Annotated in this window: 17 protein-coding genes and 1 riboswitch; of the genes, 14 read left to right on the top strand and 3 right to left on the bottom strand. The window is 67.8% G+C overall.

Annotation, left to right across the window (positions count from 1 at the left end):
* Positions 1–192 precede the first annotated feature (192 nt).
* Positions 193–486 (top strand): putative quinol monooxygenase, encoded by a 294-nt coding sequence (locus AC1DC5_RS08880; RefSeq protein WP_476864888.1) that lies wholly within the window; start codon positions 193–195, stop codon positions 484–486.
* Positions 487–577: 91 nt separating this feature from the next.
* Here the strand turns inward: AC1DC5_RS08880 and valS are convergent, their stop codons facing one another.
* A complete protein-coding gene (valS, locus tag AC1DC5_RS08875) occupies positions 578–3,196 on the bottom strand; it encodes a valine--tRNA ligase (protein ID WP_476864887.1) in 2,619 nt (872 codons plus the stop codon).
* 71 nt (positions 3,197–3,267) lie between these two features.
* Between valS and AC1DC5_RS08870 the strand changes: the two genes are divergently transcribed.
* Both AC1DC5_RS08870 and AC1DC5_RS08865 read left to right on the top strand, forming a co-directional pair.
* Positions 3,268–3,627 (top strand): DUF488 domain-containing protein, encoded by a 360-nt coding sequence (locus AC1DC5_RS08870; protein WP_476864886.1) that lies wholly within the window; start codon positions 3,268–3,270, stop codon positions 3,625–3,627.
* A gap of 18 nt (positions 3,628–3,645) precedes the next feature.
* Positions 3,646–4,422, top strand: a complete 777-nt coding sequence (locus AC1DC5_RS08865) for an SDR family oxidoreductase (protein WP_441406613.1) — start codon at positions 3,646–3,648, stop codon at positions 4,420–4,422.
* A 104-nt stretch (positions 4,423–4,526) separates the two neighbouring features.
* Here AC1DC5_RS08865 and AC1DC5_RS08860 read toward each other — a convergent pair whose 3' ends face one another.
* Positions 4,527–5,561 carry an endonuclease/exonuclease/phosphatase family protein gene (locus tag AC1DC5_RS08860; RefSeq protein WP_476864885.1) on the bottom strand — a complete coding sequence of 345 codons (1,035 nt, stop codon included), beginning with the start codon at positions 5,559–5,561 and terminating at the stop codon, positions 4,527–4,529.
* Positions 5,562–5,897: 336 nt separating this feature from the next.
* Here AC1DC5_RS08860 and ileS point away from each other — a divergent pair, with 336 nt between their 5' ends.
* The 4 genes from ileS to ndk are packed head-to-tail and all read left to right on the top strand — an operon-like array spanning position 5,898 to position 11,516.
* Entirely contained in the window at positions 5,898–9,248 is a 3,351-nt protein-coding gene (ileS, locus tag AC1DC5_RS08855) for an isoleucine--tRNA ligase (RefSeq protein ID WP_476864884.1), read from the top strand.
* A 3-nt stretch (positions 9,249–9,251) separates the two neighbouring features.
* Complete coding sequence (locus AC1DC5_RS08850; RefSeq protein ID WP_476864883.1) at positions 9,252–10,610, top strand: bifunctional folylpolyglutamate synthase/dihydrofolate synthase; 1,359 nt, start codon at positions 9,252–9,254, stop codon at positions 10,608–10,610.
* A 3-nt stretch (positions 10,611–10,613) separates the two neighbouring features.
* Complete coding sequence (locus AC1DC5_RS08845; RefSeq protein WP_441407200.1) at positions 10,614–11,057, top strand: DUF4233 domain-containing protein; 444 nt, start codon at positions 10,614–10,616, stop codon at positions 11,055–11,057.
* Between the two features lie 39 nt (positions 11,058–11,096).
* On the top strand, positions 11,097–11,516 hold the full coding sequence (ndk, locus tag AC1DC5_RS08840) for a nucleoside-diphosphate kinase (protein WP_476864882.1): 420 nt from the start codon (positions 11,097–11,099) through the stop codon (positions 11,514–11,516).
* Between the two features lie 108 nt (positions 11,517–11,624).
* Here ndk and AC1DC5_RS08835 read toward each other — a convergent pair whose 3' ends face one another.
* Complete coding sequence (locus AC1DC5_RS08835; protein WP_476864881.1) at positions 11,625–12,296, bottom strand: vitamin K epoxide reductase family protein; 672 nt, start codon at positions 12,294–12,296, stop codon at positions 11,625–11,627.
* 471 nt (positions 12,297–12,767) lie between these two features.
* Between AC1DC5_RS08835 and AC1DC5_RS08830 the strand changes: the two genes are divergently transcribed.
* From AC1DC5_RS08830 to AC1DC5_RS08800, 7 genes are all read left to right on the top strand, one after another.
* A complete protein-coding gene (locus AC1DC5_RS08830) occupies positions 12,768–16,022 on the top strand; it encodes an Rne/Rng family ribonuclease (protein WP_476864880.1) in 3,255 nt (1,084 codons plus the stop codon).
* 104 nt (positions 16,023–16,126) lie between these two features.
* Positions 16,127–16,224, top strand: a riboswitch (TPP riboswitch).
* Positions 16,207–17,871, top strand: a complete 1,665-nt coding sequence (locus AC1DC5_RS08825; protein WP_476864879.1) for a bifunctional hydroxymethylpyrimidine kinase/phosphomethylpyrimidine kinase — start codon at positions 16,207–16,209, stop codon at positions 17,869–17,871. (Overlaps the previous riboswitch by 18 nt.)
* 353 nt (positions 17,872–18,224) lie before the next feature.
* A complete protein-coding gene (gene rplU / locus AC1DC5_RS08820) occupies positions 18,225–18,533 on the top strand; it encodes a 50S ribosomal protein L21 (RefSeq protein ID WP_024368343.1) in 309 nt (102 codons plus the stop codon).
* A gap of 61 nt (positions 18,534–18,594) precedes the next feature.
* Entirely contained in the window at positions 18,595–18,858 is a 264-nt protein-coding gene (gene rpmA, locus AC1DC5_RS08815) for a 50S ribosomal protein L27 (RefSeq protein ID WP_009372867.1), read from the top strand.
* A 117-nt stretch (positions 18,859–18,975) separates the two neighbouring features.
* On the top strand, positions 18,976–20,565 hold the full coding sequence (gene obgE / locus AC1DC5_RS08810) for a GTPase ObgE (RefSeq protein ID WP_476864878.1): 1,590 nt from the start codon (positions 18,976–18,978) through the stop codon (positions 20,563–20,565).
* Complete coding sequence (gene proB / locus AC1DC5_RS08805; protein WP_476864877.1) at positions 20,555–21,739, top strand: glutamate 5-kinase; 1,185 nt, start codon at positions 20,555–20,557, stop codon at positions 21,737–21,739. The genes obgE and proB overlap by 11 nt, the downstream gene beginning before the upstream one ends.
* A gap of 26 nt (positions 21,740–21,765) precedes the next feature.
* Positions 21,766–23,169: a glutamate-5-semialdehyde dehydrogenase gene (locus AC1DC5_RS08800; RefSeq protein ID WP_476864876.1), complete on the top strand. Its 1,404-nt coding sequence runs from the start codon at positions 21,766–21,768 to the stop codon at positions 23,167–23,169.
* Positions 23,170–23,183: the final 14 nt, after the last annotated feature.

The raw sequence follows: 23,183 nt of genomic DNA, 5'->3' as shown, positions 1-23,183 counted from the left end.
CAGAGTCTAAAAACTGGTCAGGGGGCGGGGCTATGACCTTGCAGAGACAGGCAAGCACCCGGCCCGCGGATCAGGGCCGAAGGAACAAGCCCGACTGCGCCGCTGTTGCTTCCAATGACAGGGCAACGATGCCGTGATTTCCACACATCCGGCCGGTACTGTCCTGTGTCCACCTGCGAACTCTGGAGCGCCATGCCCATCACTGCCCACCTTGACTTGAACCTTAAAGCGGAACACCTGCCCACAGCGCCTGCCGCTCTCCGCGACATGCTCTCCGATACAAGGGCGTTTGACGGCTGCCTCGGTGTCCATGTGCTGGTCGATAGCACTGATCCGGCGCACTTTCTCGTCGTGGAACAGTGGGCCTCACTGGAGCACGACTCCGCCTACCGCGCCTGGCGGGCAGGCGAGGGAGCGAGCGGGCTGGGAGAGCTCCTGGCCGCCCCGCCGGTGCTGACACGCTTCGAGACCTCCTTCGAGATCTAAGGCGCCCGGAAGGCAAAGCCCCGTTCAACAAAACGGGGCCGCCGCCCGGCCTGAGCCGGGCGGAAGCCCCGTGCCTGGTTGTCGCAGCCTGCTAGGACTGGGCGGCCGGCTCGACCGGCGCCAGGACGACGTCGCTCACAGCCAGTTCGCCGTCGCCGCCCACCAGGGTCAGTTCCCGCGCGTTGGCGGCGGCCTTGAGGTCGCCCAGCCCGGCCTTCAGCTGCGTGGTGAGGGATTCCGAGGCCGTGATGGTCGCGGACAGGACCTCGGTGCGCTGCTTGACCTTGGCCTCCGATTTGGCCTTGCGGATACCGCTCAGGGCGGTGCCCACTGTGGCCAGGAGGGTGGTGTCGCCGTCGACCGCGACGGCGGCCGGCCAGTCGGCACGGTGCACCGAACCGGTGCGCCACCAGCTCCAGACTTCCTCCGTGGCGAAGGGCAGGAACGGGGCGAAGAGGCGCAGCAGCGTGTCCAGGCTCGTCGCCAGCGCGGCGAGGACGGAAGCCTGCTCGGCCTCGCCCGCGGCGCCGTAGGCACGGTCCTTGATGAGCTCCACGTAGTCATCGGTGAAGTGCCAGAAGAAGCTCTCCGTGATCTGCAGGGCCCGGGCGTAGTCGTAGCTTTCGAACGCCTTTGTGGCCTGCTCGCCCACCTCGGAGAGTTGCGCCAGCACGGCCCGGTCCAGGGGGTTGCCCAGCACGGACAGGTCCGCGGACACGACAGAATCCTCGGTGGCGCCCAGGTTCAGGACGAACTTGGAGGCGTTGAGGAGCTTGATGGCCAGGCGGCGGCCGATCTTCATCTGCGCGATTTCGTAGGCCGTGTCCGCACCGAGCTTGGCCGAGGCCGCCCAGTAACGGACGGCGTCCGAGCCGTACTCCTCGAGCACGTCGGTCGGGACGATCACGTTGCCCTTGGACTTGGACATCTTCTTCCGGTCCGGGTCCAGGATCCAGCCGGAAATCGCGGCGTGCTTCCACGGCGCGGAGTCCTGCAGGGCGTCGGCGCGCACTGCGGAGGAGAAGAGCCAGGTCCGGATGATGTCGTGGCCCTGCGGGCGCACGTCGAAGGGATACACCTTGGCGAACAGCGCCTCGTCGGTGCTCCAGCCGCCCACGATCTGCGGGGTCAGCGAGGACGTCGCCCAGGTGTCCAGCACGTCGGCGTCGCCGGTGAAACCGCCCGGCACGTCGCGCTGGGCCTCCTCGTACCCGGGGGCCGCGTCCGCCGCGGGGTCCACGGGCAGCTGCGCGTCGGACGGAACGATCGGGGCCGCGAAATCCGGGTTGCCGTCGGCGTCCAGCGGGTACCAGACCGGCACCGGCACACCGAAGAAGCGCTGGCGGGACACGAGCCAGTCGCCGTTCAGCCCGGAGATCCAGTTCTCGTAGCGTGAGCGCATGAACGCCGGGTGGAAGTCGATCTCGTGGCCGCGGGCAATGAGCCGCTCACGGCGTTCAGCGTCCCGGCCGCCGTTGCGGATGTACCACTGGCGGGAGGTCACCACTTCGAGGGGCTTGTCGCCCTTTTCGAAGAAGTTGACCGGGTGCATGATCTTCTTCGGCTCCCCGTCGAGGAGTCCGGCAGCGTTGAGCTGTTCGACCACTGCTTCCTTGGCGCTGAAGACGGTCTTGCCGGCGATCGCCTCGAAGGCGGCGCGGCCTTCGGCGGTGGTGATCCACTCGGGGGTCTCGCCGATGATGCGGCCGTCGCGGCCCACGATCGCGCGGGTGGGCAGCTGGAGTTCGCGCCACCAGGTGACGTCGGTGAGGTCACCGAACGTGCAGACCATGGCGACGCCGGAGCCCTTGTCCGCCTTGGCGAGCGGGTGGGCCTTGACCTCCACCTCGACGCCGAACAGCGGGGAGGTGACCTTCTTGCCGAACAGCGGCTGGTACCGTTCGTCGTCGGGATTCGCCACGAGGGCGGCGCAGGCGGCCAGCAGCTCCGGGCGGGTGGTCTCGATGTAGATCTTCTCGCCGTCTTCGGTGAAGAAGGGGTAGCGGTAGTAGGCGCCCGCGACTTCGCGGTCCTCGAGCTCGGCCTGGGCCACGGCGGTGCGGAAGGTGACATCCCACAGGGTGGGCGCCTCCGCCATGTAGGCGTCGCCGGCGGCGAGGTTCGCCAGGAAGGCGCGCTGGGAGATGGCGCGGGACTTGTCATCGATGGTGCGGTACGTCAGGTCCCAGTCCACGGACAGTCCGAGCGTCTGGAACAGGTTCTCGAAGACTTTCTCGTCCTCGACGGCGAGTTCCTCGCAGAGTTCGATGAAGTTCCGGCGCGAGACGACGTCGAAGTCGCGCTGGTTCTTCGCGGGCTCCGCCGGCGGACGGTATCCGGCGTCGTACGCGGTGGTGGGGTCGCAGCGCACGCCGTAGTAGTTCTGCACGCGGCGTTCGGTGGGCAGGCCGTTGTCGTCCCAGCCCATGGGGTAGAACACGTTCTTCCCGGTCATGCGCTGGTAGCGGGCCAGGACGTCGGTCTGGGTGTAGGAGAACATGTGGCCGACGTGCAGCGAACCCGACGCCGTGGGCGGGGGAGTGTCGATCGAGTAGACCTGCTCCCGGGTGGTGTCCGGGTTGAACTTGTAGGTCCCTTCGTCAAGCCAGCGCCGGGTGAGGGCGTCTTCCAGCCCCTCAAGGGCGGGCTTGTCCGGAACGTTGATGGGGGCGGTGGTGGGCGTGTCTGTACCCTGAGTGTCTTCAGCCATGGGCCAATTCTTCCACGTCCCGGCGGGTTGACCTGCAGGAGCGTGCGGGCCGGCTTTAGTAACATGCGGAAATGGAAGATTCTGCCGGACGTTTCGTGATCAAGCGCGTCTATGACGAACCCGCCGACGACGACGGCTGCCGGGTTCTGGTGGACCGGTTATGGCCGCGCGGTGTCAGCAAGGAGCGCGCGCAACTGGAGTTGTGGCTCAAAGAGGTGGCGCCGTCGCCGCCGCTGCGGACGGAGTTCGCGCACATGCAGGAGCGCTTCGCCGACTTCCGCACCGCCTATGAAGCCGAACTCGACGGCAACCCCGCCGTGCAGACGTTGCGTGACCTGGCCGCGGAGCACGGGAAGGTGACCTTGCTGTTCGGGGCGAGGGACCCGGAGACCAACCATGCCCGGGTGCTGCTGGAGTTCCTGCAGCGCTAAAACGTTTAGGGTGGTGCCATGACTGAGGAAATCGACAGCAAGACATCAGCAGCCAAATCAGCAGTAGTCACGGGCGCCAGCACCGGAATCGGCGAGGCCACCGTCCGCGCACTCCGGGGCGAGGGCTGGACCGTCTACGCTGTGGCCCGGCGTGCGGACCGGCTGGAGGCGCTCGCCGCGGAAACCGGGGCGGTCGCTCTTCCGGCGGACCTGACCGACGACGCCGACGTCGCCCGGCTCCTCGACGAGGTGACGCGCGCCGGCGGCATCGACACGCTCATCAACATCGCCGGCGGCGCCCGCGGCGCGGACAAGGTGGCCGAGGCCAAGACCGAGGACTGGGAATGGATGTTCGAAGTCAACGTCCTGGGCACCATGAAGCTCACCCGGGCCTTCCTCCCGATGCTGCGCGCCTGCGGTGAAGGCACCGTCCTGAACCTGACGTCGACGGCGGGACTCGCCGCATATGAGGGCGGCGGCGGCTACAACGCAGCCAAGTTCGCCCAGCACGCGCTCACTGGCGCCCTGCGCCTCGAAGAGGCCGAACACAACCTCCGCGTGATCGAGGTGGCGCCCGGCCTGGTCCAGACGGAGGAGTTCGCGCTGAACCGCCTGGGCGGGAACCCGGACGCCGCCGCGAAGGTCTACGCCGGCGTCGAGAAGCCCCTCACCGCGGCGGACGTCGCCGACGTCGTCCGGTACGCCGTCGCAGCACCGCACCACGTCAACCTCGACCAGATCGTGATCCGTCCGGTGGCGCAGGCGGCCAACTACAAGCTGATCCGCAAGGCGTAGCTCCGTACTCCGGCGCGCACGCGGCACCTCTGATGCAACGCGGGGTCACTTCCGGCCCATAAAGCCCCCGTTTATTGGCCGGAAGTGACCCCTCCTTGCTTGGTTTAACCGGCGGCAGGGACGGACAGCGTCACCATGATGGCGGCGTGGTCCGTACCGGGCACCCTGTGCACCGCATAGCCTGCGTTGCGCACGGACGGGCTGGTCACGATGTGGTCGATCGTGATGCCGGGAAGTAACAGGCCGTCCATGGGCCAGGTGGGGATCAGGCGTGAGCCCTGCGCCATCCCCACGTCCACCACCTTCCGGCCGTCACCCTGCAAGAGCTGCCTGAACTCTGCGTGGTCGTAGCTGGCGTTGAAGTCACCGGCCAGCACCACGTTTCCCAGCCGGGAAACCACCTGGCCGAGCGCGGCGAGGTCGCTGCGCCACTTCGGCAAGCCCACCCCCACGGGAGCACGCGTGTGGACGTTCGTCAGCTCGACGACGGCCCGCTTCCCCTGGGACTCGGCGGTGAGCCGGATCAGCGGCATCGAAAAATGGGAGTCGGGCACTGTCCCGGTGCGCTCCAGTTTGTGGGCCGAGTAGACAGCGTTCCCGGCGGCGCGGCCAGCGGGGGCGCTGATCCTGTTCGGGAGCAGCCCGGCCAGTCCGGCCTCGCCAAGCCGGTCTTCGAGGGCCTGGGTGTATTCCTGGATCGTCAGCAGGGTAATGCCGTTCTCGCGGACCAGCCGGACGATTTCCGCCGCGTCCGCTTTGCCGAGCTTGGCGTTGAGGCTCATCACGCGGAGCTCCAGGGTGCCCTGGGCCTTCCCTTCCCCGGCGTCCGCCTCAGCCTGGCCGTAGTCCAGCGGGACCAGCCAGAAGAGCTGCACGGCCACGAGTCCCGCTGCGGCGCCCGCCATCCACCGCCGGCGGCCCAGCACGGCGAACAACAGGGAGACGCTGGCGGGCAGCACCAGCCACGGGGTGAAGGACACCAGCTGGACAACGGTGGTGGGCCATTCCCGCGGCACGGCACGGAACACGGAGACCACCACGACGGGTGCTGCGGCCAACCCCGCCATCACCCGCCAGCCGGCGGCCGCGGGCCGCACGGGTGTCCCTGGGGCAGCGCGGCCCCGGTCCCGGAACATCATGGGACCCAGTGTAGGCATTGCGGACCGATTCCACTTGTTAGACTTCTACTACCAGCTTTGACCCGGCCATCACCGGTGAGCTTCCGGAAGAACGCCCCGGCGCAACGATTGCTTGTAACTGAGCACGCGCCAGGGCCGGTAGAACCGGACGGGTAAGCCCGTCACAGCAGTTAATGAGCGGCCGGTGCAGGTCCAGCTTCTTTTCCCAAAGAAGCGGGACGGGTGCCGGTAAGTGAGGTGGTACCGCGGTGCCGGTGTTGTCGAAAGACAGTGCAGGGGCCGTCCTCGCATCCTGAATGAACCCATTTGTTCACCAGCTCAAACCAGGATGTCGAGATGACTTATTACCCGAAGGCCTCCGCCGCACCTTCCGGCGCCGGCGCCTCTGCTTCCAACACAGGTTCCAACACCTCCGGTGTTTCCGCCTCCGTGAGGTTCCCGGAGATCGAAGAGCGCATCCTCAAGTACTGGGATGAGGACGGCACCTTCCAAGCCAGCATCGACCAGCGTGATGTCGGCCAAGATGGGTCCAACGAATTCGTCTTCTACGACGGCCCGCCCTTCGCCAACGGCCTGCCGCACTACGGCCACCTGCTGACCGGCTACGCCAAGGACCTCGTGGGCCGCTACCAGACCCAGCGCGGCCGCCGGGTGGAGCGCCGCTTCGGCTGGGATACGCACGGGCTGCCCGCCGAGCTGGAAGCCATGAAGCAGCTCGGCATGACGGACAAGACCCAGATCGAAGCCATGGGCATCGACAAGTTCAACGACGCCTGCCGTGCCTCGGTCATGAAGTACGCCAACGAGTGGAAGAGCTACGTCACCCGCCAGGCGCGCTGGGTCGATTTCGAGAACGACTACAAGACGCTCAACGTCGAGTACATGGAGTCCGTGCTCTGGGCCTTCAAGCAGCTGCACGAGAAGGGCCTGACCTACAACGGCTACCGGGTGCTGCCGTACTGCTGGAAGGACGAGACGCCGCTGTCCAACCATGAACTGCGCATGGATGACGACGTCTACAAGAACCGCCAGGACCAGACCGTCACGGTCACGTTCCCGATCACGGCGGGGGAGTCGGAGCTTTCCCGGCAGCTCGCCGGCGTTCAGGCGCTCGCCTGGACTACGACGCCCTGGACGCTGCCCACCAACCTGGCGCTCGCCGTCGGGCCCGCCATCAACTACGTCGTCCTGCCCGCCGGCCCGCACGGCATTAAGGCCGCGTCGGCCGAGGCTCCCGTCGCCGGCAGTTTCCTGCTGGCCGCGGAGCTGCTGGGCGCCTACGCCAAGGACCTCGGTTACGGCGACGGCGCCGAGGGCGTCGCGGCGGCCGAAGCCGCTGTCACCTCCAGCCACACCGGCGCCGAACTCGAGGGCCTGAGCTATCAGCCGCTCTGGGACTACTTCTCCGACGCCGAGAAGTTCGGCACCGAGAACGCCTGGCGCTTCCTCGTCGCCGACTACGTCACCACCACCGACGGCACCGGCATCGTGCACCAGGCCCCGGCCTACGGTGAAGACGACCAGAAGGTCTGCGAAGAGGCCGGCATCCCCGTCGTCCTCTCCGTGGACGAGGGCGCGAAATTCCTGCCGCTGTTCGGCCACGGCGACCTCGCCGAGATCGCCGGACTCCAGGTCTTCGACGCGAACAAGCCCATCACCCAGGTGCTCCGCGCCCAGGGCCGCCTTGTCCGCCAGGCCAGCTACGAGCACAGCTACCCGCACTGCTGGCGCTGCCGCAACCCGCTGATCTACCGCGCGGTGTCCTCCTGGTACGTGGAGGTCACCAAGTTCAAGGACCGCATGTCCGAGCTCAACCAGGACATCAACTGGATCCCGGGCAACGTCAAGGACGGCCAGTTCGGCAAATGGCTCGCCAACGCCCGCGACTGGTCCATCAGCCGCAACCGCTACTGGGGCAGCCCCATCCCGGTCTGGCAGTCCACGGACCCGGACTACCCGCGCACCGACGTCTACGGCTCCCTGGCCGAGATCGAGGCCGACTTCGGCCGCCTGCCGCTGAACAAGGCCGGCGAGGTGGACCTGCACCGGCCGTTCATCGACGAACTGACCCGCCCGAACCCGGACGACCCCCGCACCCCGGAGGAGGGCCAGTCCGTGATGCGCCGCGTCGAGGACGTCCTGGACGTCTGGTTCGACTCCGGCTCCATGCCCTACGGCCAGGTCCACTACCCGTTCCAGAACGAGGAATGGTTCGACACGCACAACCCGGCGGACTTCATCGTCGAGTACATCGGCCAGACCCGCGGCTGGTTCTACATGCTGCACATCCTCTCCACCGCGCTGTTCGACCGCCCCGCCTTCCGCAACGTCATCAGCCACGGCATCGTCCTCGGCTCCGACGGGCAGAAGATGTCCAAGAGCCTGCGCAATTACCCGGACGTCTCCGAGGTCCTGGACCGCGACGGCTCCGACGCGATGCGCTGGTTCCTGATGTCCAGCCCCATCCTGCGCGGCGGCAACCTCGTGGTCACCGAACAGGGAATCCGCGACGGCGTCCGCCAGGTCATCCTGCCGCTGTGGAACGTGTACAGCTTCTTCACGCTCTACACGAACGCCGCTGCAGGTGGTGCGGGGTATGACGCGAAGCTCCGCTACGACGGCTACGCCGACACCCTGGACCAGTACCTCATGGCCAACACCGGCGACCTCGTCCGGAACATGACCGCGCAGCTGGACAGCTACGACATCTCCGGCGCCTGCGACGAGCTCCGCAGCTACCTGGACATGCTGACCAACTGGTACGTCCGCCGCAGCCGCCAGCGCTTCTTCGACGAGAGCGTGGACGCCTTCGACGCGCTCTACACGGCGTTGGAGACCGTCACCCGCGTGGCGGCGTCGCTGCTGCCGCTGGTCTCCGAGGAGATCTGGCGCGGCCTGACCGGCGGGCGCTCCGTGCACCTGGCCGACTGGCCGGACGCGGACCTGTTCCCGGCCAACCCGGGGCTCGTCGAGGCCATGGACCGGATCCAGCAGATCTGCTCCACCGGTTCCTCGCTGCGCAAGGCAGCGAACCTGCGCGTGCGCCTGCCGCTGCAGGAACTCACCGTCGTGGCACCCGGCGCGGACACGCTTGACGGCTTCGCCACCGTCGTCGCCGATGAACTGAACCTGCGCTCCGTCCGCCTACTCGACGCCGAGAGCGCCTCCCCGGAGGAGTTCGGCATCGAACAGAAGCTCGTGGTCAACGCCCGGGCCGCTGGTCCGCGCCTGGGCAAGAACGTCCAGCAGGCCATCAAGGGCTCCAAGTCCGGCGACTGGAGCGTCGACGACGCCGGCGTGGTCACCGCGGGCGGCCTCGCCCTCGAGCCGCAGGAATACACCCTGGAAACCGTCGTGGCGGAAGCCGCCGAAGGTGAAGGCTCGCGCGCCGCGGCAGTCCTTCCGGGCGGCGGCTTCGTGGTGCTCAACACCGAGGTCACACCGGAACTCGAAGCCGAGGGCATCGCCCGCGACATGGTCCGCGCCATCCAGCAGGCCCGCAAGGACGCCGGGTTGAACGTGAGCGACCGGATCCGGACCAACGTCACCGCCACGATGGACATTGTCGACGCGGTGAAGGCCCACGAAAACCTTGTGGTCACCGAAACCCTCACCATGGAGCTTGGCTTGTCCTCCAACGGAAACGGTACTGAACTGCAGATCACCGTGGAAAAGATAGGGGCCTGAACCATGACCGACGAATTTTCCGTAGAGAGCGTCTACGCCGAGCTGCTGGGCCGGGCGCCGGAAAACAAGATGGAGCCCCGGCTTGCCCCGCTGCACCGGGTGATGGACATCCTCGGGGAGCCGAACAGGGCGTTCCCGATCATCCACGTCACCGGCACCAACGGGAAGACCTCCACCGCCCGGATGATCGAGGCAGGGCTGCGCGCTCACGGGCTGAGCACCGGGCGGTACACGAGCCCGCACCTGTCCAAGGTCACCGAACGGATCAGCATCGACGGCGCCCCCGTGCCGGATGAGACCTTCGTCCGGATCTGGGACGAGATCCGCCCGTACCTGGCCATTGTTGACGGCGAACTCGAAGCCGACGGCCAGCCCCGGCTGACCTACTTCGAGTGCCTCACCATCCTCGGCTTCGCTGTCTTCGCCGACCAGCCGGTCAACGTCGCCGTCATCGAAGTGGGCCTGGGCGGCATCACCGACGCGACCAACGTCGGCGACGGCCAGGTCTTCGTGGTCACGCCGATCTCGCTGGACCACACCGAGCTGCTGGGCGACACCACGGAGGAGATCGCGTACGAAAAGGCCGGCATCATCAAGCCCGGCGGCTTCCTGGTCAGCGCCGCGCAGCCCCGTGACGCGGCCCAGGTACTGCTGGAAAAGGCCAAGGAAACCAACGTCCCCTTCCGCTTCGAAGGCGTCGAGTTCGGCGTCGAATCCCGCACCGTCGCCGTCGGCGGCCAAATGGTCACCATCCAGGGCATCGCGGGCCGCTACGAGGACCTGCTGGTCCCGCTGCACGGCGCGCACCAGGCGGAGAACGCCGCCGTCGCGATCGCCGCGCTGGAGGCCTTCTTCGGCGCTGAAAAGGCGCTCGACGCCGAGATCGTCCAGGAGGCCTTCGCCTCGGTCACCTCGCCCGGCCGCCTCGAGGTGCTGCGCACCGCGCCGACCATCATCGTCGACGCCGCGCACAACCCCGAAGGCATCCGGGTCTCCGCCGAGGCCATCCACGAGGCCTTCAGCTTCACCAAGCTCGTGGTGGTAGTGGGCGTGCTGCGGGAAAAGGACGCCGAGGAGATCCTCCGCCAGCTCAAGGAATCCCTGGGCGACCTGGCTGCCGAGTACTGCTTTACGCAGTCCAACTCGCCCCGCGCTGTGCCGGCCGAGGACCTCGCGGAACTCGCCGAGGAACTCGGCTTCGGCGAGGACAACATCCACGTCGCCGAGAAGCTCGACGACGCCCTCGAATGGGCGGTGGAACGTGCCGAATCCAACGACGACCTCGCCGGCGGCGTCCTTGTCACCGGGTCCATCACGCTCGTCGCGGACGCCCGCATCCTGCTCGGAAAGGCGGACGCCTAGACCATGGCGAAACTCACCAAGGCCCAGCGCGAATGGCGCCCGGGCATGCCCAAGAAGCGCCGCTCCACCAAGGTCATGTTTGCCTCCACCGTGCTGCTGCTGGAGGCCTTTGTGGTGCTCTTCGGCACCCTCACCGTCTTCGGGCTGCGGCGGGACGAGTTCCCGCCGGTCCTGATCTTTTCGGTGGGGATCGGGCTGTGCCTCGTGTATGTCTTCACCTGCGCGGTCCTCTCCAAGCCGTGGGGAGTGGCGCTGGGCTGGATCCTGCAGATCGTGCTGATCCTTACCGGCATCCTGGAACCGGCGATGTTCGTGGTCGGCGGACTCTTCGCGGTGGCCTGGTGGTACGGGATCCGCACCGGCATCCGGATTGACCGCGAGTCCGCGCAGCGCGAACGGGAGCAGACCGCCTGGGACGCGGCCCACCCCGAAGAGCAAAGCAACTAGACTTGTTTCCGAATCCCACCCCAACACATTGGAGCAGCTGTGAGCATTGAGCGCACCCTGGTACTGATCAAGCCCGACGGCGTCACCCGCAAACTGACGGGCGGCATCATCGCCCGCATCGAAGCCAAGGGCTACACCCTGTCCGAGCTCAAGAAGGTCGACGCGAGCCGCGAACTGCTGGAGCAGCACTACGAGGAGCACGTGGGCAAGCCGTTCTACGAGCCGCTCGTCGAATTCATGCTCAGCGGCCCCGTTGTCGCCGCGATCTTCGAGGGCCACCGCGTGATCGAGGGCTTCCGCTCGCTTGCGGGCACCACGGACCCGACGACGGCGGCTCCCGGCACCATCCGCGGCGACTTCGGCCGCGACTGGGGCCTGAAGGTGCAGCAGAACCTGGTCCACGGCTCGGACTCCGTCGAGTCCGCGGAACGCGAGATCAAGATCTGGTTCCAGGACTAAGCTCCGGGACCGACCGACCGCCTCACCGAGGTGACAGTAAAGGCCAATGTTCATCGCGAACATTGGCCTTAACTGTCACCTCGCGGCGGTTAACCGGGGTTCATCGGCTTAGTAGCCGGAGGTCCCGATGAAGACCTGGATGAAGGCGAAGAAGATGGTGGCGATCACGGCGACGTAGAGCAGGGCCGTGATGATCCAGCCGGAGTCGCCCAGGATCCTGGTCGGCCCCTCGGGCAGGCGGATCACGCCGTTGGACACATTGCGGACCGTGACCCAGACGAACAGCGGAATCATCGCTGCCCACACAACCATGCAGAACGGGCAGAGGATGTGGATGGAATACAGCGCCTGCGACCAGAGCCACACCACGAACGCGAAGCCCAGGGTCACGCCGGCCTGCAGGCCCAGCCAGTACCAGCGGGCAAACCTGGCGCCGGCCAGCAGGCCCATCGCGGTGGTGATGATGACGGCAAAGGCCACGATGCCGATGAACATGTTGGGGAAACCGAACACCGAACTCTGTGGCGTCTGCATGACCTGGCCGCAGGAGATCCACGGGTTCACATCGCACACGGTCACGTGGCCGGGGTCCTTGAGGACCTCCAGTTTCTCCAGCACCAGGATCCCGGAGGCAAGCCAGCCGACGACGCCGGTGATCAGCAGAAGCCACGCGAAGGGGCGATCGCGGGTCATCAGGGGGAGCGGCCGTTCCGCAGCAGACGTGCTGGAGCCTTGCTGCTGCGCGGCTGCCTCGCCGGTGGCACTGGAGATGCTGGGCATGGAATCAAAGTCCTTCGGGTCGGTGCAACTGGTCCGATTCTATCGCCGGAGACTGGGGGAAGTCCGGGAAGGCTCGTGCCGTCCAGAGTGATTCGGACCAGGCCGCGGTCCGGATGCCTGCTTACGCCTGCTTTGACGGCTCCTGTGAGACAATGATCGTGGCTGGAACCCGATCCACATCCGGGTCCCGGTCCGGCGACTTTGTTCCCAAGACCGCCAATGATGAGCAGGGAGCTACGGATCCTCTGATCCCGGCTGTTCCGCAATGCCATTGGACGGCACCTGGTTGTGGCGTGTAGATCAACGGGTTTCAGAACAATTCCGCCGGCCCTCCAGGGCTGCCGCACCCCACTGCCGGTGCGAACCTGAGGGTATCCAATTGACTTCTGTCAATGCCTGCGGGTGTTGACAAATAATTGCCCCAACGGGTGCCGGATGTGGCGGCATTCAGGGGCAGGAGTGTCGCCACATATGGATAATGACCAGGTTGTAACGGGAAACGAAGACTCTGCCGTTGCCAATGAAGCACCCGAATCAGCTGAAGAAGCTGTAGCCACCCCGCCGAAGCGGCCGGTCCGGACCCCCCGCAAGGCACTGCCCAAGAAGGAAGCCCCCGAGGCCGCGGAAGCAGCAGAGCCCGCAGCTGTTTCCGCCGTGGCCGCAGAGGCTCCCGCTGAGGAGACCGAAGCCAAGGCCAAGGCGCCTGCGCGCCGCTCCCGCGCCCGCAAAGTCGCCGAACCGGCCGAACCCCTGCCGGCCTTCGCCGCTGAAGCCGCAGCAGAGCCGGCGGCCGCCACGGCCGAGGCGCCGGCAGCAGAGGCTGCCGAAGTGCCGGTCGAAAAGCCTGTCCGCCGCCGCGCCAGCCGTGCCAAGGCCGCCGCCCCCGTCTCTGAAGCACCAGGCGCTGAAGTGCCGGCAACGGAGGCGCCCGTCGCTGAAGCCCCGGCCGCCGGGGCCGCGGCAGAGGCAGCAACCACGGAAACGACGGAAGTCTCAGCTGCCGCGCCCGCCGCCGCCGCTGCCCCGGCTGAGCAGGCCGCCACCGCAGCCGAAGCACCTGCCGCAGACGCCCCGGCCGCAGCCTCCTCGCTCTTCCTGGAGCCGGGCGCGGTCACCTCGATGATTTTCCAGGCACCTGACCTGACCGCCGTCGTGCGTCCGGCCCCGGCCGCAGCGCCGGTCGTCGCAGAAGCTGATGAAGAGGAAGAGGGCGAGGAAGGCGAGGGCGAAGACGCCGGAAGCCGCCGTCGCCGCCGCAGCCGCGGGCGCCGGGGACGCAGCAGCCGCACAGGCGGCGAGTCCGAGTCCGAGACCGAGGGCGAGGGCACCTCGGAAGAAACAGAAGAGGGCTCCGAGGGGACGCTCGAAGACGGCGTGACCTCCCGTCGCCGCCGCCGGCGCCGCCGTGGCGACCAGGACCTCGAACTGACCGGCGGGGGAGACGACGATCCGCCCAACACGGTCACCCGGGTCCGTGCGCCCCGTGCCGCCACCGAGGCGCCGGTCAACAACCGCGTCACGTCCCTCAAGGGCTCCACCCGGCTTGAGGCGAAGAAGCAGCGCCGCCGCGAATCCCGCGACACCGGACGCCGCCGCACCGTCATCACCGAGGCCGAGTTCCTGGCCCGGCGCGAATCCGTGGACCGCCAGATGATCGTCCGCCAGCGCGACGACAGAATCCAGATCGGCGTCCTCGAGGACGGCGTCCTGGCCGAGCACTTCGTGTCCAAGACCCAGCAGGATTCCCTGATCGGCAACGTCTACCTGGGCAAGGTCCAGAACGTGCTGCCGTCGATGGAAGCCGCCTTCGTCGACATCGGACGCGGCCGCAATGCCGTGCTCTACGCCGGTGAAGTCAACTGGGAGTCCGTCAACCTCGAGGGCAAGCAACGCCGTATCGAGAACGCTCTCAAGTCCGGCGACTCCGTGCTGGTCCAGGTCACCAAGGACCCGGTGGGCCACAAGGGCGCCCGCCTCACGAGCCAGATCTCGCTGCCCGGCCGCTACCTCGTGTACGTGCCCGGCGGTTCCATGACCGGCATCTCCCGCAAGCTGCCCGACGTCGAACGCAACCGCCTCAAGCGGATCCTCAAGGACCGCCTGCCGGAAGATGCGGGCGTCATCGTCCGCACCGCCGCCGAAGGTGCGTCCGAGGAAGAGCTCACGCACGACATCAACCGCCTCCGCGCCCAGTGGGAAGGCATCGAGGGCCAGTCGACCTCGACCAAGATCCTCGCCCCCGAACTGCTCTACGGCGAACCTGACCTGACCATCAAGGTGGTCCGTGACGTCTTCAACGAGGACTTCTCCAAGCTGATCGTCTCCGGTGAAGAAGCCTGGGACACCATCGAGGCCTACGTCACCTACGTGGCGCCGGACCTCGTGGGCCGGCTGGAGAAGTGGACCAAGGACACGGACATCTTCTCGGCCTGGCGCATCGACGAGCAGATCCACAAGGCTCTGGACCGCAAGGTCTTCCTGCCCTCCGGCGGTTCCCTCGTGATCGACCGCACCGAAGCCATGACCGTGGTGGACGTCAACACGGGCAAGTTCACCGGCAGCGGCGGCAACCTCGAGGAAACCGTCACCAAGAACAACCTCGAAGCAGCCGAGGAAGTAGTCCGGCAGCTCCGGCTCCGCGACATCGGCGGCATCATCGTCATCGACTTCATCGACATGGTGCTCGAATCCAACCGCGACCTCGTCCTGCGCCGCATGGTCGAGTGCCTGGGCCGGGATCGGACAAAGCACCAGGTGGCCGAGGTGACCTCGCTGGGCCTCGTCCAGATGACGCGCAAGCGGATGGGCACCGGGCTGCTCGAAGTCTTCGGCGAACAGTGCGAAGCCTGCGCCGGCCGCGGCATCGTCACGCACGACGAGCCGGTCGAGCACCGCCGCGCCAACGTGGTCGCCGCCGAGCACCACGTCCCGCGGACGGAGCAGCAGCCGGCAGCACGGACCGAACGCAAGAGCCGCCGGCGCGGCCGTGGCGGCCAGGGGACGGACGTCCAGTCCGCCCCGGCAGCCGTGCATGCCGAGCCCACCGACGCCGAGCGTCACGCCAAGGCCGAGGCAACCCGCGCCGCGCTGGCCAACATTGCAGCAGCGGCGCACGCCGCCCACCTGCATGACGGCGAGGCAACCGCCGACGCCGGGACCCGCGAGGCAGCGGTGGAGGCAGCCGTCGAGGCGGCTGTCGAGCTGGCCGCGACGGAGGAAGCGGCCGGACGTCCGGGCGCCGTGCTGACGTTCGGCGGCGAGCAGGTCGCCCTGCCGTTCGTGGAGCACGCAGAGGATTCCAGTGCGCCTGCGCTGACCCTGGACCTGCTGACCGAGGCTTTCGCCAATCTGGGCGAAACCGAAGGAGCCACGGCTCCTGCGGCAAAGGAACCGGCAGCGAAGTCCCCGGCGGCCCGGACGGCAGCGGCCGCTCCGGCCCGCGCCGGCGGAACCGGCCCGGGACGCGCCCAGGCGCCGGGTTCGCAGACTGAGGCGGAAGCCGAAGCCGGCACCTCGCGTGCCCGCCGCGGCCGCCGCAACCGGAGCGCCAGCCGCGCCCAGGGTGCAGCGAATGAGACCTCGGTCGAGCAGCGTCAGGAATCCCGGCAGTCCGCCGCCGTTTCGGTGCACGAGGCCAAGGTCCCGGCAGCAACGTCACCGGCGGCAAAGCCGGCCGCCAGCGAGCCGATCATCCTCGGCGTCGGCGTTCCGGCCTCGGAGCTCTGACTCCGGAACAGTTCAGCAAGGCCGCGGGCGCGGTCCGGACGGCGTAGCAATACGCGCAGTCCGGGCCGTGCCCGCGTCTTCGTTAAGGGATGCGGCTAGGCTGGAGCCCTGACACGGGGTGCCGCGCATCGAGCCGGCTGAGATCCAGACCCGTTGAACCTGTCCGGCTAGCACCGGCGAAGGGATGTCTCTCTTGACCACCGCCTCATCGTTTCTTCCGCCTGTCCCTGCCCCTTCGGCGCCCAGGATCCCGCGGGTGCTGGCGATCGCCGGCTCCGACCCCTCCGGCGGCGCCGGGATCCAGGCCGACCTCAAGAGCATCGCCGCGCACGGCGGCTACGGCATGGCAGCCATCACCGCCCTGACCGCCCAGAACACCCGCGGCGTCAGCGCCGTCCACGTCCCGCCAGCGGCCTTCCTGACCGCCCAGCTGGAGGCCATCAGCCAGGACATCACCATCGACGCCGTCAAGATCGGCATGCTGGGGGACGCCTCCGTGATCGACGCCGTCCGCAGCTGGCTGGAGAAGTCCCGCCCCGCCGTCGTGGTCCTGGACCCGGTCATGGTGGCGACGAGCGGCGACCGGCTGCTGCAGGAGTCCGCCGAGGCAGCCCTGCACGCGCTGTTGCCGTACGCGGACCTGATCACACCCAACCTCGCCGAGCTCGCCGTCCTGCTCCGGGAGGAGGCCGCCAAGGACTGGGCCGGGGCGCTGGAACAGGGCAAACGGCTCGCCGCCCAGACCGGCACCACGGTGCTGGTGAAGGGCGGCCACCTCGGCGGCAGCGGTTCCCGGACCGGCGCCGGCCATGACGACGGCGGCAACGGGTGCCCCGACGCGCTGGTCAACACCGGCGGGCTCCTGGCCCAGGACGTCGTGGTGGTGCCGGGGGAGCGCGTGCATACGCGCAACAGTCACGGCACGGGGTGTTCGTTGTCCTCGGCCATCGCCACAGTGCAGGCTAGAAACACAGTGCAGGCGAGAAATGCAGGGCAGGCAGGAAGTATTGGGCAGGGAACGGGGGACTGGGAGGCCGCGCTCCGCGAGGTCAAGCCGTGGCTGCAGGAGGCACTGCGCGCCTCGTCGGCGCTCGACGTCGGTACCGGCAACGGCCCGGTCCACCACTTCCACCACGTCCAGCAGCACACCCAGGACCACAGCGCCGCCCGGAATGGAACCGCCGCCCGGGAACCCGCCGAAGGCGAGTTCGCCGTCGCGCTCCGGGAAGCGGCCACCGCCGACCTGGAGGCGATCTACGGCCTTGACTTCGTCCGGGCCCTCGCCGACGGATCGCTCCCGGAGAAGGAGTTCGCCTATTACCTCGCCCAGGACGCGCTGTATCTCAACGGCTATTCCCGCGTGCTGGCCCGTGCCGCCGCGATCGCACCCACTGAGGCCGAGCAGCTGTTCTGGGCCCGCTCAGCGCAGAACTGCCTCGAGGTCGAGTCGGAGCTGCACCGGACCTGGCTCAGTACCCGCACAGCTGAGGTGACGCTCGGCCCGGTCACCAAGTCCTACGTCGACCATCTGCTGGCCGCCTCGGTCTCCGGCAGTTACGGGGTGCTGGTGGCTGCCGTGCTCCCGTGCTTCTGGCTCTACGCCGAGGTGGGGGAGACCCTGTACCGGCAGTTCCTGACCGCGGGCGCCCCGGAGTCCCATCCCTACGCCGTCTGGTTGCGCACGTACGCCGACGAGGAGTTCGTCGCCGCCACCCGGCAGGCCGTTGCCTACACCGACGCCGCGGCACGGGCGGCCTCAACGGGCGAACGGGACGCCATGACGCTGGCCTTCCGGCAGTCCGCCCGCTACGAGGTCGACTTCTTCGACGCGCCGCGGCTGCACGCCTGACAGCGGGTGCCCGTGTGGGCCTGTACGATGGGTGGGCACGGTTCCGGAAGTCGTTGCGGCAGGCTCTGTCCATACAGAGTGGCGCCTATCACGTACCTCCCTTCGGAACCAGCCTCATTTGCGGCCGAAGGCAAAATTAGCGTAGTCTAGATCTTCGGTGCTTACGCCAACACTTGGGTTATGACCTTGAGGACGCTCCATCCGATTTCGGATGCGTTTGTCCACGGGATAGCTCATGGATTCCCTTGGGAACTCCACCGGCGTAGAGGCACAGCGTGAGCCGGACCAGATTCGTTGGACCCAGGTTCCGCACGCAAATCTAGTAATAAACGTCGAGAGAAGTGAGTTCCCCAGTGGTGTACGCGATTGTCCGCGCAGGCGGCCGCCAAGAGAAGGTTTCCGTTGGAGACTTCGTTACCCTGAACCGCGTCCCCGGTGGAGCCGGCAGCACCTTTGAGTTGCCCGCACTGCTCCTGGTAGACGGTGACAAGGTCACGTCTGCAGCTTCGGACCTGGCCAAGGTAAAGGTTACGGCTGAGATCCTTGAGGACCTTCGCGGTCCCAAGATCGTCATCCAGAAGTTCAAGAACAAGACCGGTTACAAGAAGCGCCAGGGTCACCGTCAGGAATTGACCAAGGTCAAGATCACCGGTATCAAGTAACTAATCGTTACTGTTCAGGTTTTCAGCAGATTCCCCAGAATTTTAAGGCAGGCATTTCCAAATGGCACATAAAAAAGGCGCGAGCTCCACTCGCAACGGTCGTGACTCGAACGCCCAGTACCTCGGCGTCAAGCGCTTCGGCGGCCAGGTAGTTTCCGCAGGCGAGATCATCGTCCGCCAGCGTGGCACCCACTTCCACCCGGGCGCCGGCGTTGGCCGCGGCGGCGACGACACCCTGTTCGCTCTGACCCCCGGCGCTGTCGAGTTCGGCACCCGCCGCGGTCGTCGCGTTGTGAACATTGTGGCTGCTGCAGCTGCAGAGTAACAACAAGTCTTGAATCGGTGGAGCGGGCCATTAGGTCCGCTCCACCGGTGTTTTAACCGCATTACAATCATCCTGGGCGTCCTTGGCGCCTGAGGGAACAGCACTGAGGAGATCCACGTGGCCAGCTTTGTAGACCGGGTAGTACTGCACGTATCCGGCGGTACCGGCGGCCACGGTTGTGTCTCCGTCCACCGCGAGAAGTTCAAGCCGCTCGGCGGTCCCGACGGCGGCAACGGCGGCAACGGCGGCGACGTCATCCTGCGCGTCGACCCCCAGACCACCACCCTGCTGGACTACCACCACGCCCCGCACCGCCACGCGACCAACGGCGGCCCCGGCATGGGTGACTGGCGCGCCGGCAAACACGGCGAAACCCTGATCCTCCCGGTCCCGATCGGCACCGTGGTCAAGTCCAAGTCCGGCGACGTCCTCGCAGACCTCGTGACCGAAGGCGCAGAATACATTGCGGCCGCCGGCGGCATCGGCGGCCTCGGCAACGCCTCGCTCTCCTCGCAGAAGCGCCGCGCTCCCGGCTTTGCGCTGCTCGGCATCGAAGGCGAATCCAGCGACGTCGTCCTGGAACTGAAGTCCATCGCCGACATCGCCCTGGTGGGGTTCCCGTCCGCCGGCAAGTCCAGCCTGATTGCGGCGATGTCCGCCGCGCGGCCCAAGATCGCGGACTACCCGTTCACCACCCTGATCCCGAACCTCGGCGTGGTCCAGGCCGGCGACGTGCGCTTCACCATCGCCGACGTCCCCGGCCTCATCGAAGGCGCCAGCGAAGGCAAGGGCCTCGGCCACCACTTCCTGCGCCACGTCGAGCGTTGCGCCGCCCTGGTGCATGTCCTTGATTGCGGCACGCTCGAATCGGACCGCGACCCGCTCTCGGACCTGGCCATCATCGAGGCCGAACTCGAGAAGTATGCCGTGGACATGAGCTACAGCGGAGCCGACGGCGAAGTGGTTCCGCTGAACCACCGCCCCCGCCTGGTCGCCCTGAACAAGGTGGACCTGCCCGACGGCAAGGACATGGCCGAGTTCGTCCGCCCGGAACTCGAAGCCCGCGGCTACAAGGTCTTCGAGATCTCGGCCACCAGCCACGAAGGCCTGCGCCAGCTCGGCTTTGCCATGGGCGAAATCGTCCAGGCCGCCCGCGACACCCTCGCCGCCGCGCCGCCCAAGGTGCAGGCCCCGGTCCTGAAGCCGCGCGCCGTCAACGAATCCGGCTTCAAGATCCGCCGCGAAGAGAAGAACCTCGAGCCGCTGTTCCGCGTCCTGGGCGACAAGCCCGTGCGCTGGGTCAAGCAGACCGACTTCACCAACGAGGAAGCCATCGGCTACCTCGCCGACCGCCTCGCCAAGCTGGGCGTCGAAAACGAACTCTTCAAGCAGGGTGCCAAGCCGGGCGACATGGTGGTCATCGGCGAGGACGACGGCGTCGTCTTCGACTGGGAGCCCACCATGATGGCCGGCGCCGAACTGCTGGCCGCACCGCGCGGCACCGACGTGCGCTTCGCCGACATTGGCGACCGCCCCACCCGCGGGCAGAAGCGCGAGGATCAGATCGAACGCCGCGAGGCCAAGGCTGCCGCCCGCGCCGAGCTCGAAGCCGAACGCAAGGCCGGCATCTGGACCGAATCCGTCAGCGGACGCCGTGCCGCCAAGCCGCTCAAGGAGAGTGGACTGGGCGAAACAGATGACGAGTAAAGCCGTCACTGAGCGCGGTGCGGCGGTCACCCCCGACCGCCGCCCGGCAGCGGACACCCCCGTCCCCGACCGGTCCGTGCTGTCCGGCGCGCGCCGGATCGTGGTGAAGGTCGGGTCGTCCTCGCTGACCTCCATCAAGGGCGGCATCTCCGAAGAGGCCTTGACCGAACTCGCCGACGCCCTCGCGCACCAGCGCAACGCCGGCACGGAGATCATCCTGGTGTCCTCCGGCGCGATCGCCGCGGGGCTCGCCCCCCTCGGGCTTGCGAAGCGTCCCCGTGACCTCGCCACCCAGCAGGCCGCCGCGAGCGTGGGCCAGGGCCTCCTGATGGCGCGCTACACGCACGCCTTCGGGGCCCACGGCGTCACCGTCAGCCAGGTCCTCCTCACCGCCGAGGACTTCATGCGCCGCAGCCAGCACACCAACGCCCTGCGCGCCCTCGACCGGCTGCTCAACCTCGGCGTCGTGCCCGTCGTGAACGAAAACGACACCGTCGCCACGCACGAGATCCGCTTCGGCGACAACGACCGGCTCGCGGCCCTCGTGGCCCACCTGGTCCGCGCCGACGCGCTGGTGCTGCTCTCCGACGTCGACTCCCTCTACGACGGACCTCCCGCGCACGGCGCAAAGCGGATCTCCCATGTGACCGGCCCGCAGGACCTCGACGGCGTGACCATCGGACGCACCGGCAAGGCAGGAACAGGCACCGGGGGAATGGTCACCAAGGTCGAGGCGGCCACCATCGCGGCAGGCTCTGGCATCCCTGCGCTGGTCACCTCCACCGGGAACGCTGCCGCCGCGCTGGCGGGCAAGGACGTGGGGACCTGGTTCTCCGTCAACGGCTCCCGCAAGCCGGTCCGCCTGCTCTGGCTGGCGCACCTCGCCTCCGTGGAGGGCACGCTGGTGCTCGACGACGGCGCCGTTAAGGCCGTGCGTGACCGCCGCACCTCGCTCCTGCCGGCCGGCATCTCTGCCGTGCACGGGGACTTCGAAGCCGGCGACGCCGTCGAGATGGTCGCACCCGACGGCACGGTCATCGCCCGCGGACTGGTCAACTACGCCGCGGCCGAACTCCCGCAGATGCTGGGCCGCTCCACCAAGGAACTCGGCGAGGCGCTCGGCCGCGGATATGACCGGGTTGTTGTTCATGTTGACGATCTGGTGCTGGTCTAAGCCTCCTGTCCGCCTAAACTGGAAGCATGACTGAGGCCCTGACCCCCCGCTCCGCCGTGCTCGCCGAAAAGCTGTTCGCCGAAGGTCTGCTTCCCGCGGACGGACCGGCTGAGGGCAGCGTCGTGGCCGGTCCGGAGGCGTCTCCGGACACCGCAAGCACCAGCGAAGCGACCGACGTTGAGGCTGCCGTCCACGCCATCGCCGACCGCTCGCGCCACGCCGCGCGCAGGATGGCCCGCGCCAACCGGGCCTGGAAGGACCGCGGGCTGCGTGCCATCGCAGCCGCGCTGCTGGAGCGCAAGGCCGGGATCCTCGCCGCCAACGCCAAGGACGTCGCCGCCGGAAAGGCCAACGGCACGTCCGCGGCCCTGCTGGACCGGCTCACCCTCACGGGCACCCGCATCGACGGCCTCGCGGCAGCCCTGGAAAACCTCGCCAACCTGCCGGACCCGGTCGGCAACGTGGTCCGCGGCCAGACCCTGCCCAACGGGCTCCGGCTCCGCCAGATCAACGTGCCCATGGGCGTTGTCGCCGCCATCTACGAGGCGCGCCCCAACGTCACCGTGGACATCGCCGGACTGGGCCTGAAGAGCGGCAACGCCGTCATCCTGCGCGGCGGAACCGCCGCTGCCGCCACGAACGCCGCCCTCGTCACCGTGCTCCGCGACGCCCTCGATTCGGTGGGCCTCCCCGCCGACGCCGTGCAGAGCGTGGACCAGTACGGCCGCGACGGCGCCAACGCCCTGATGCGTGCCCGCGGACGGGTCGACGTCCTGATTCCCCGCGGCGGCCGGGAACTGATCCAGTCCGTCGTGAACAACGCCAGGGTTCCCGTGATCGAGACCGGGGAAGGCAACGTGCACATCTTCCTGGACGCCTCCGCGGACGAGGAAATGGCCGTGGAGATCCTGCTGAACGCCAAGACCCAGCGGCCCAGTGTCTGCAATACTGTGGAAACCCTGCTGGTCCACTCGAAGTCGACAGTGCTGCCCGCCGTCGCCGCTGCTTTGCGCGCCGCCGGTGTCACGCTGCACACCGACGACAGGGTCCGGGCCGCTCTGCCGGGGTCGGTGGATTCGGTCCCCGCCACCGATGAGGACTGGGCCACCGAATACATGGACCTGGACCTCGCCGTGGCCATGGTGGACAGCCTGGACGACGCCGTCAAGCACATCCGCAGGTGGTCCACCGGCCACACCGAAGCCATCCTGACCAATGACCTCGGCAATGCCGAGCGCTTCATCGCGGAGGTCGATTCGGCCGCCGTGATCGTAAACGCTTCCACCCGCTTCACCGACGGCGGGGAGCTGGGCCTGGGCGCCGAAGTGGGCATTTCCACCCAGAAGCTGCACGCCCGCGGCCCGATGGGTCTGACGGAACTGACCACCACGAAGTGGATCGTCCAGGGCGAGGGCCAGATCAGGGCCTAGCAACGCTGTAATAT

It is taken from the genome of Arthrobacter sp. 10L424 (genome assembly GCF_056395325.1).
The sequence above is the reverse complement of the archived record's forward strand: the minus strand, read 5'-3'. Positions and strand labels throughout refer to the sequence as shown.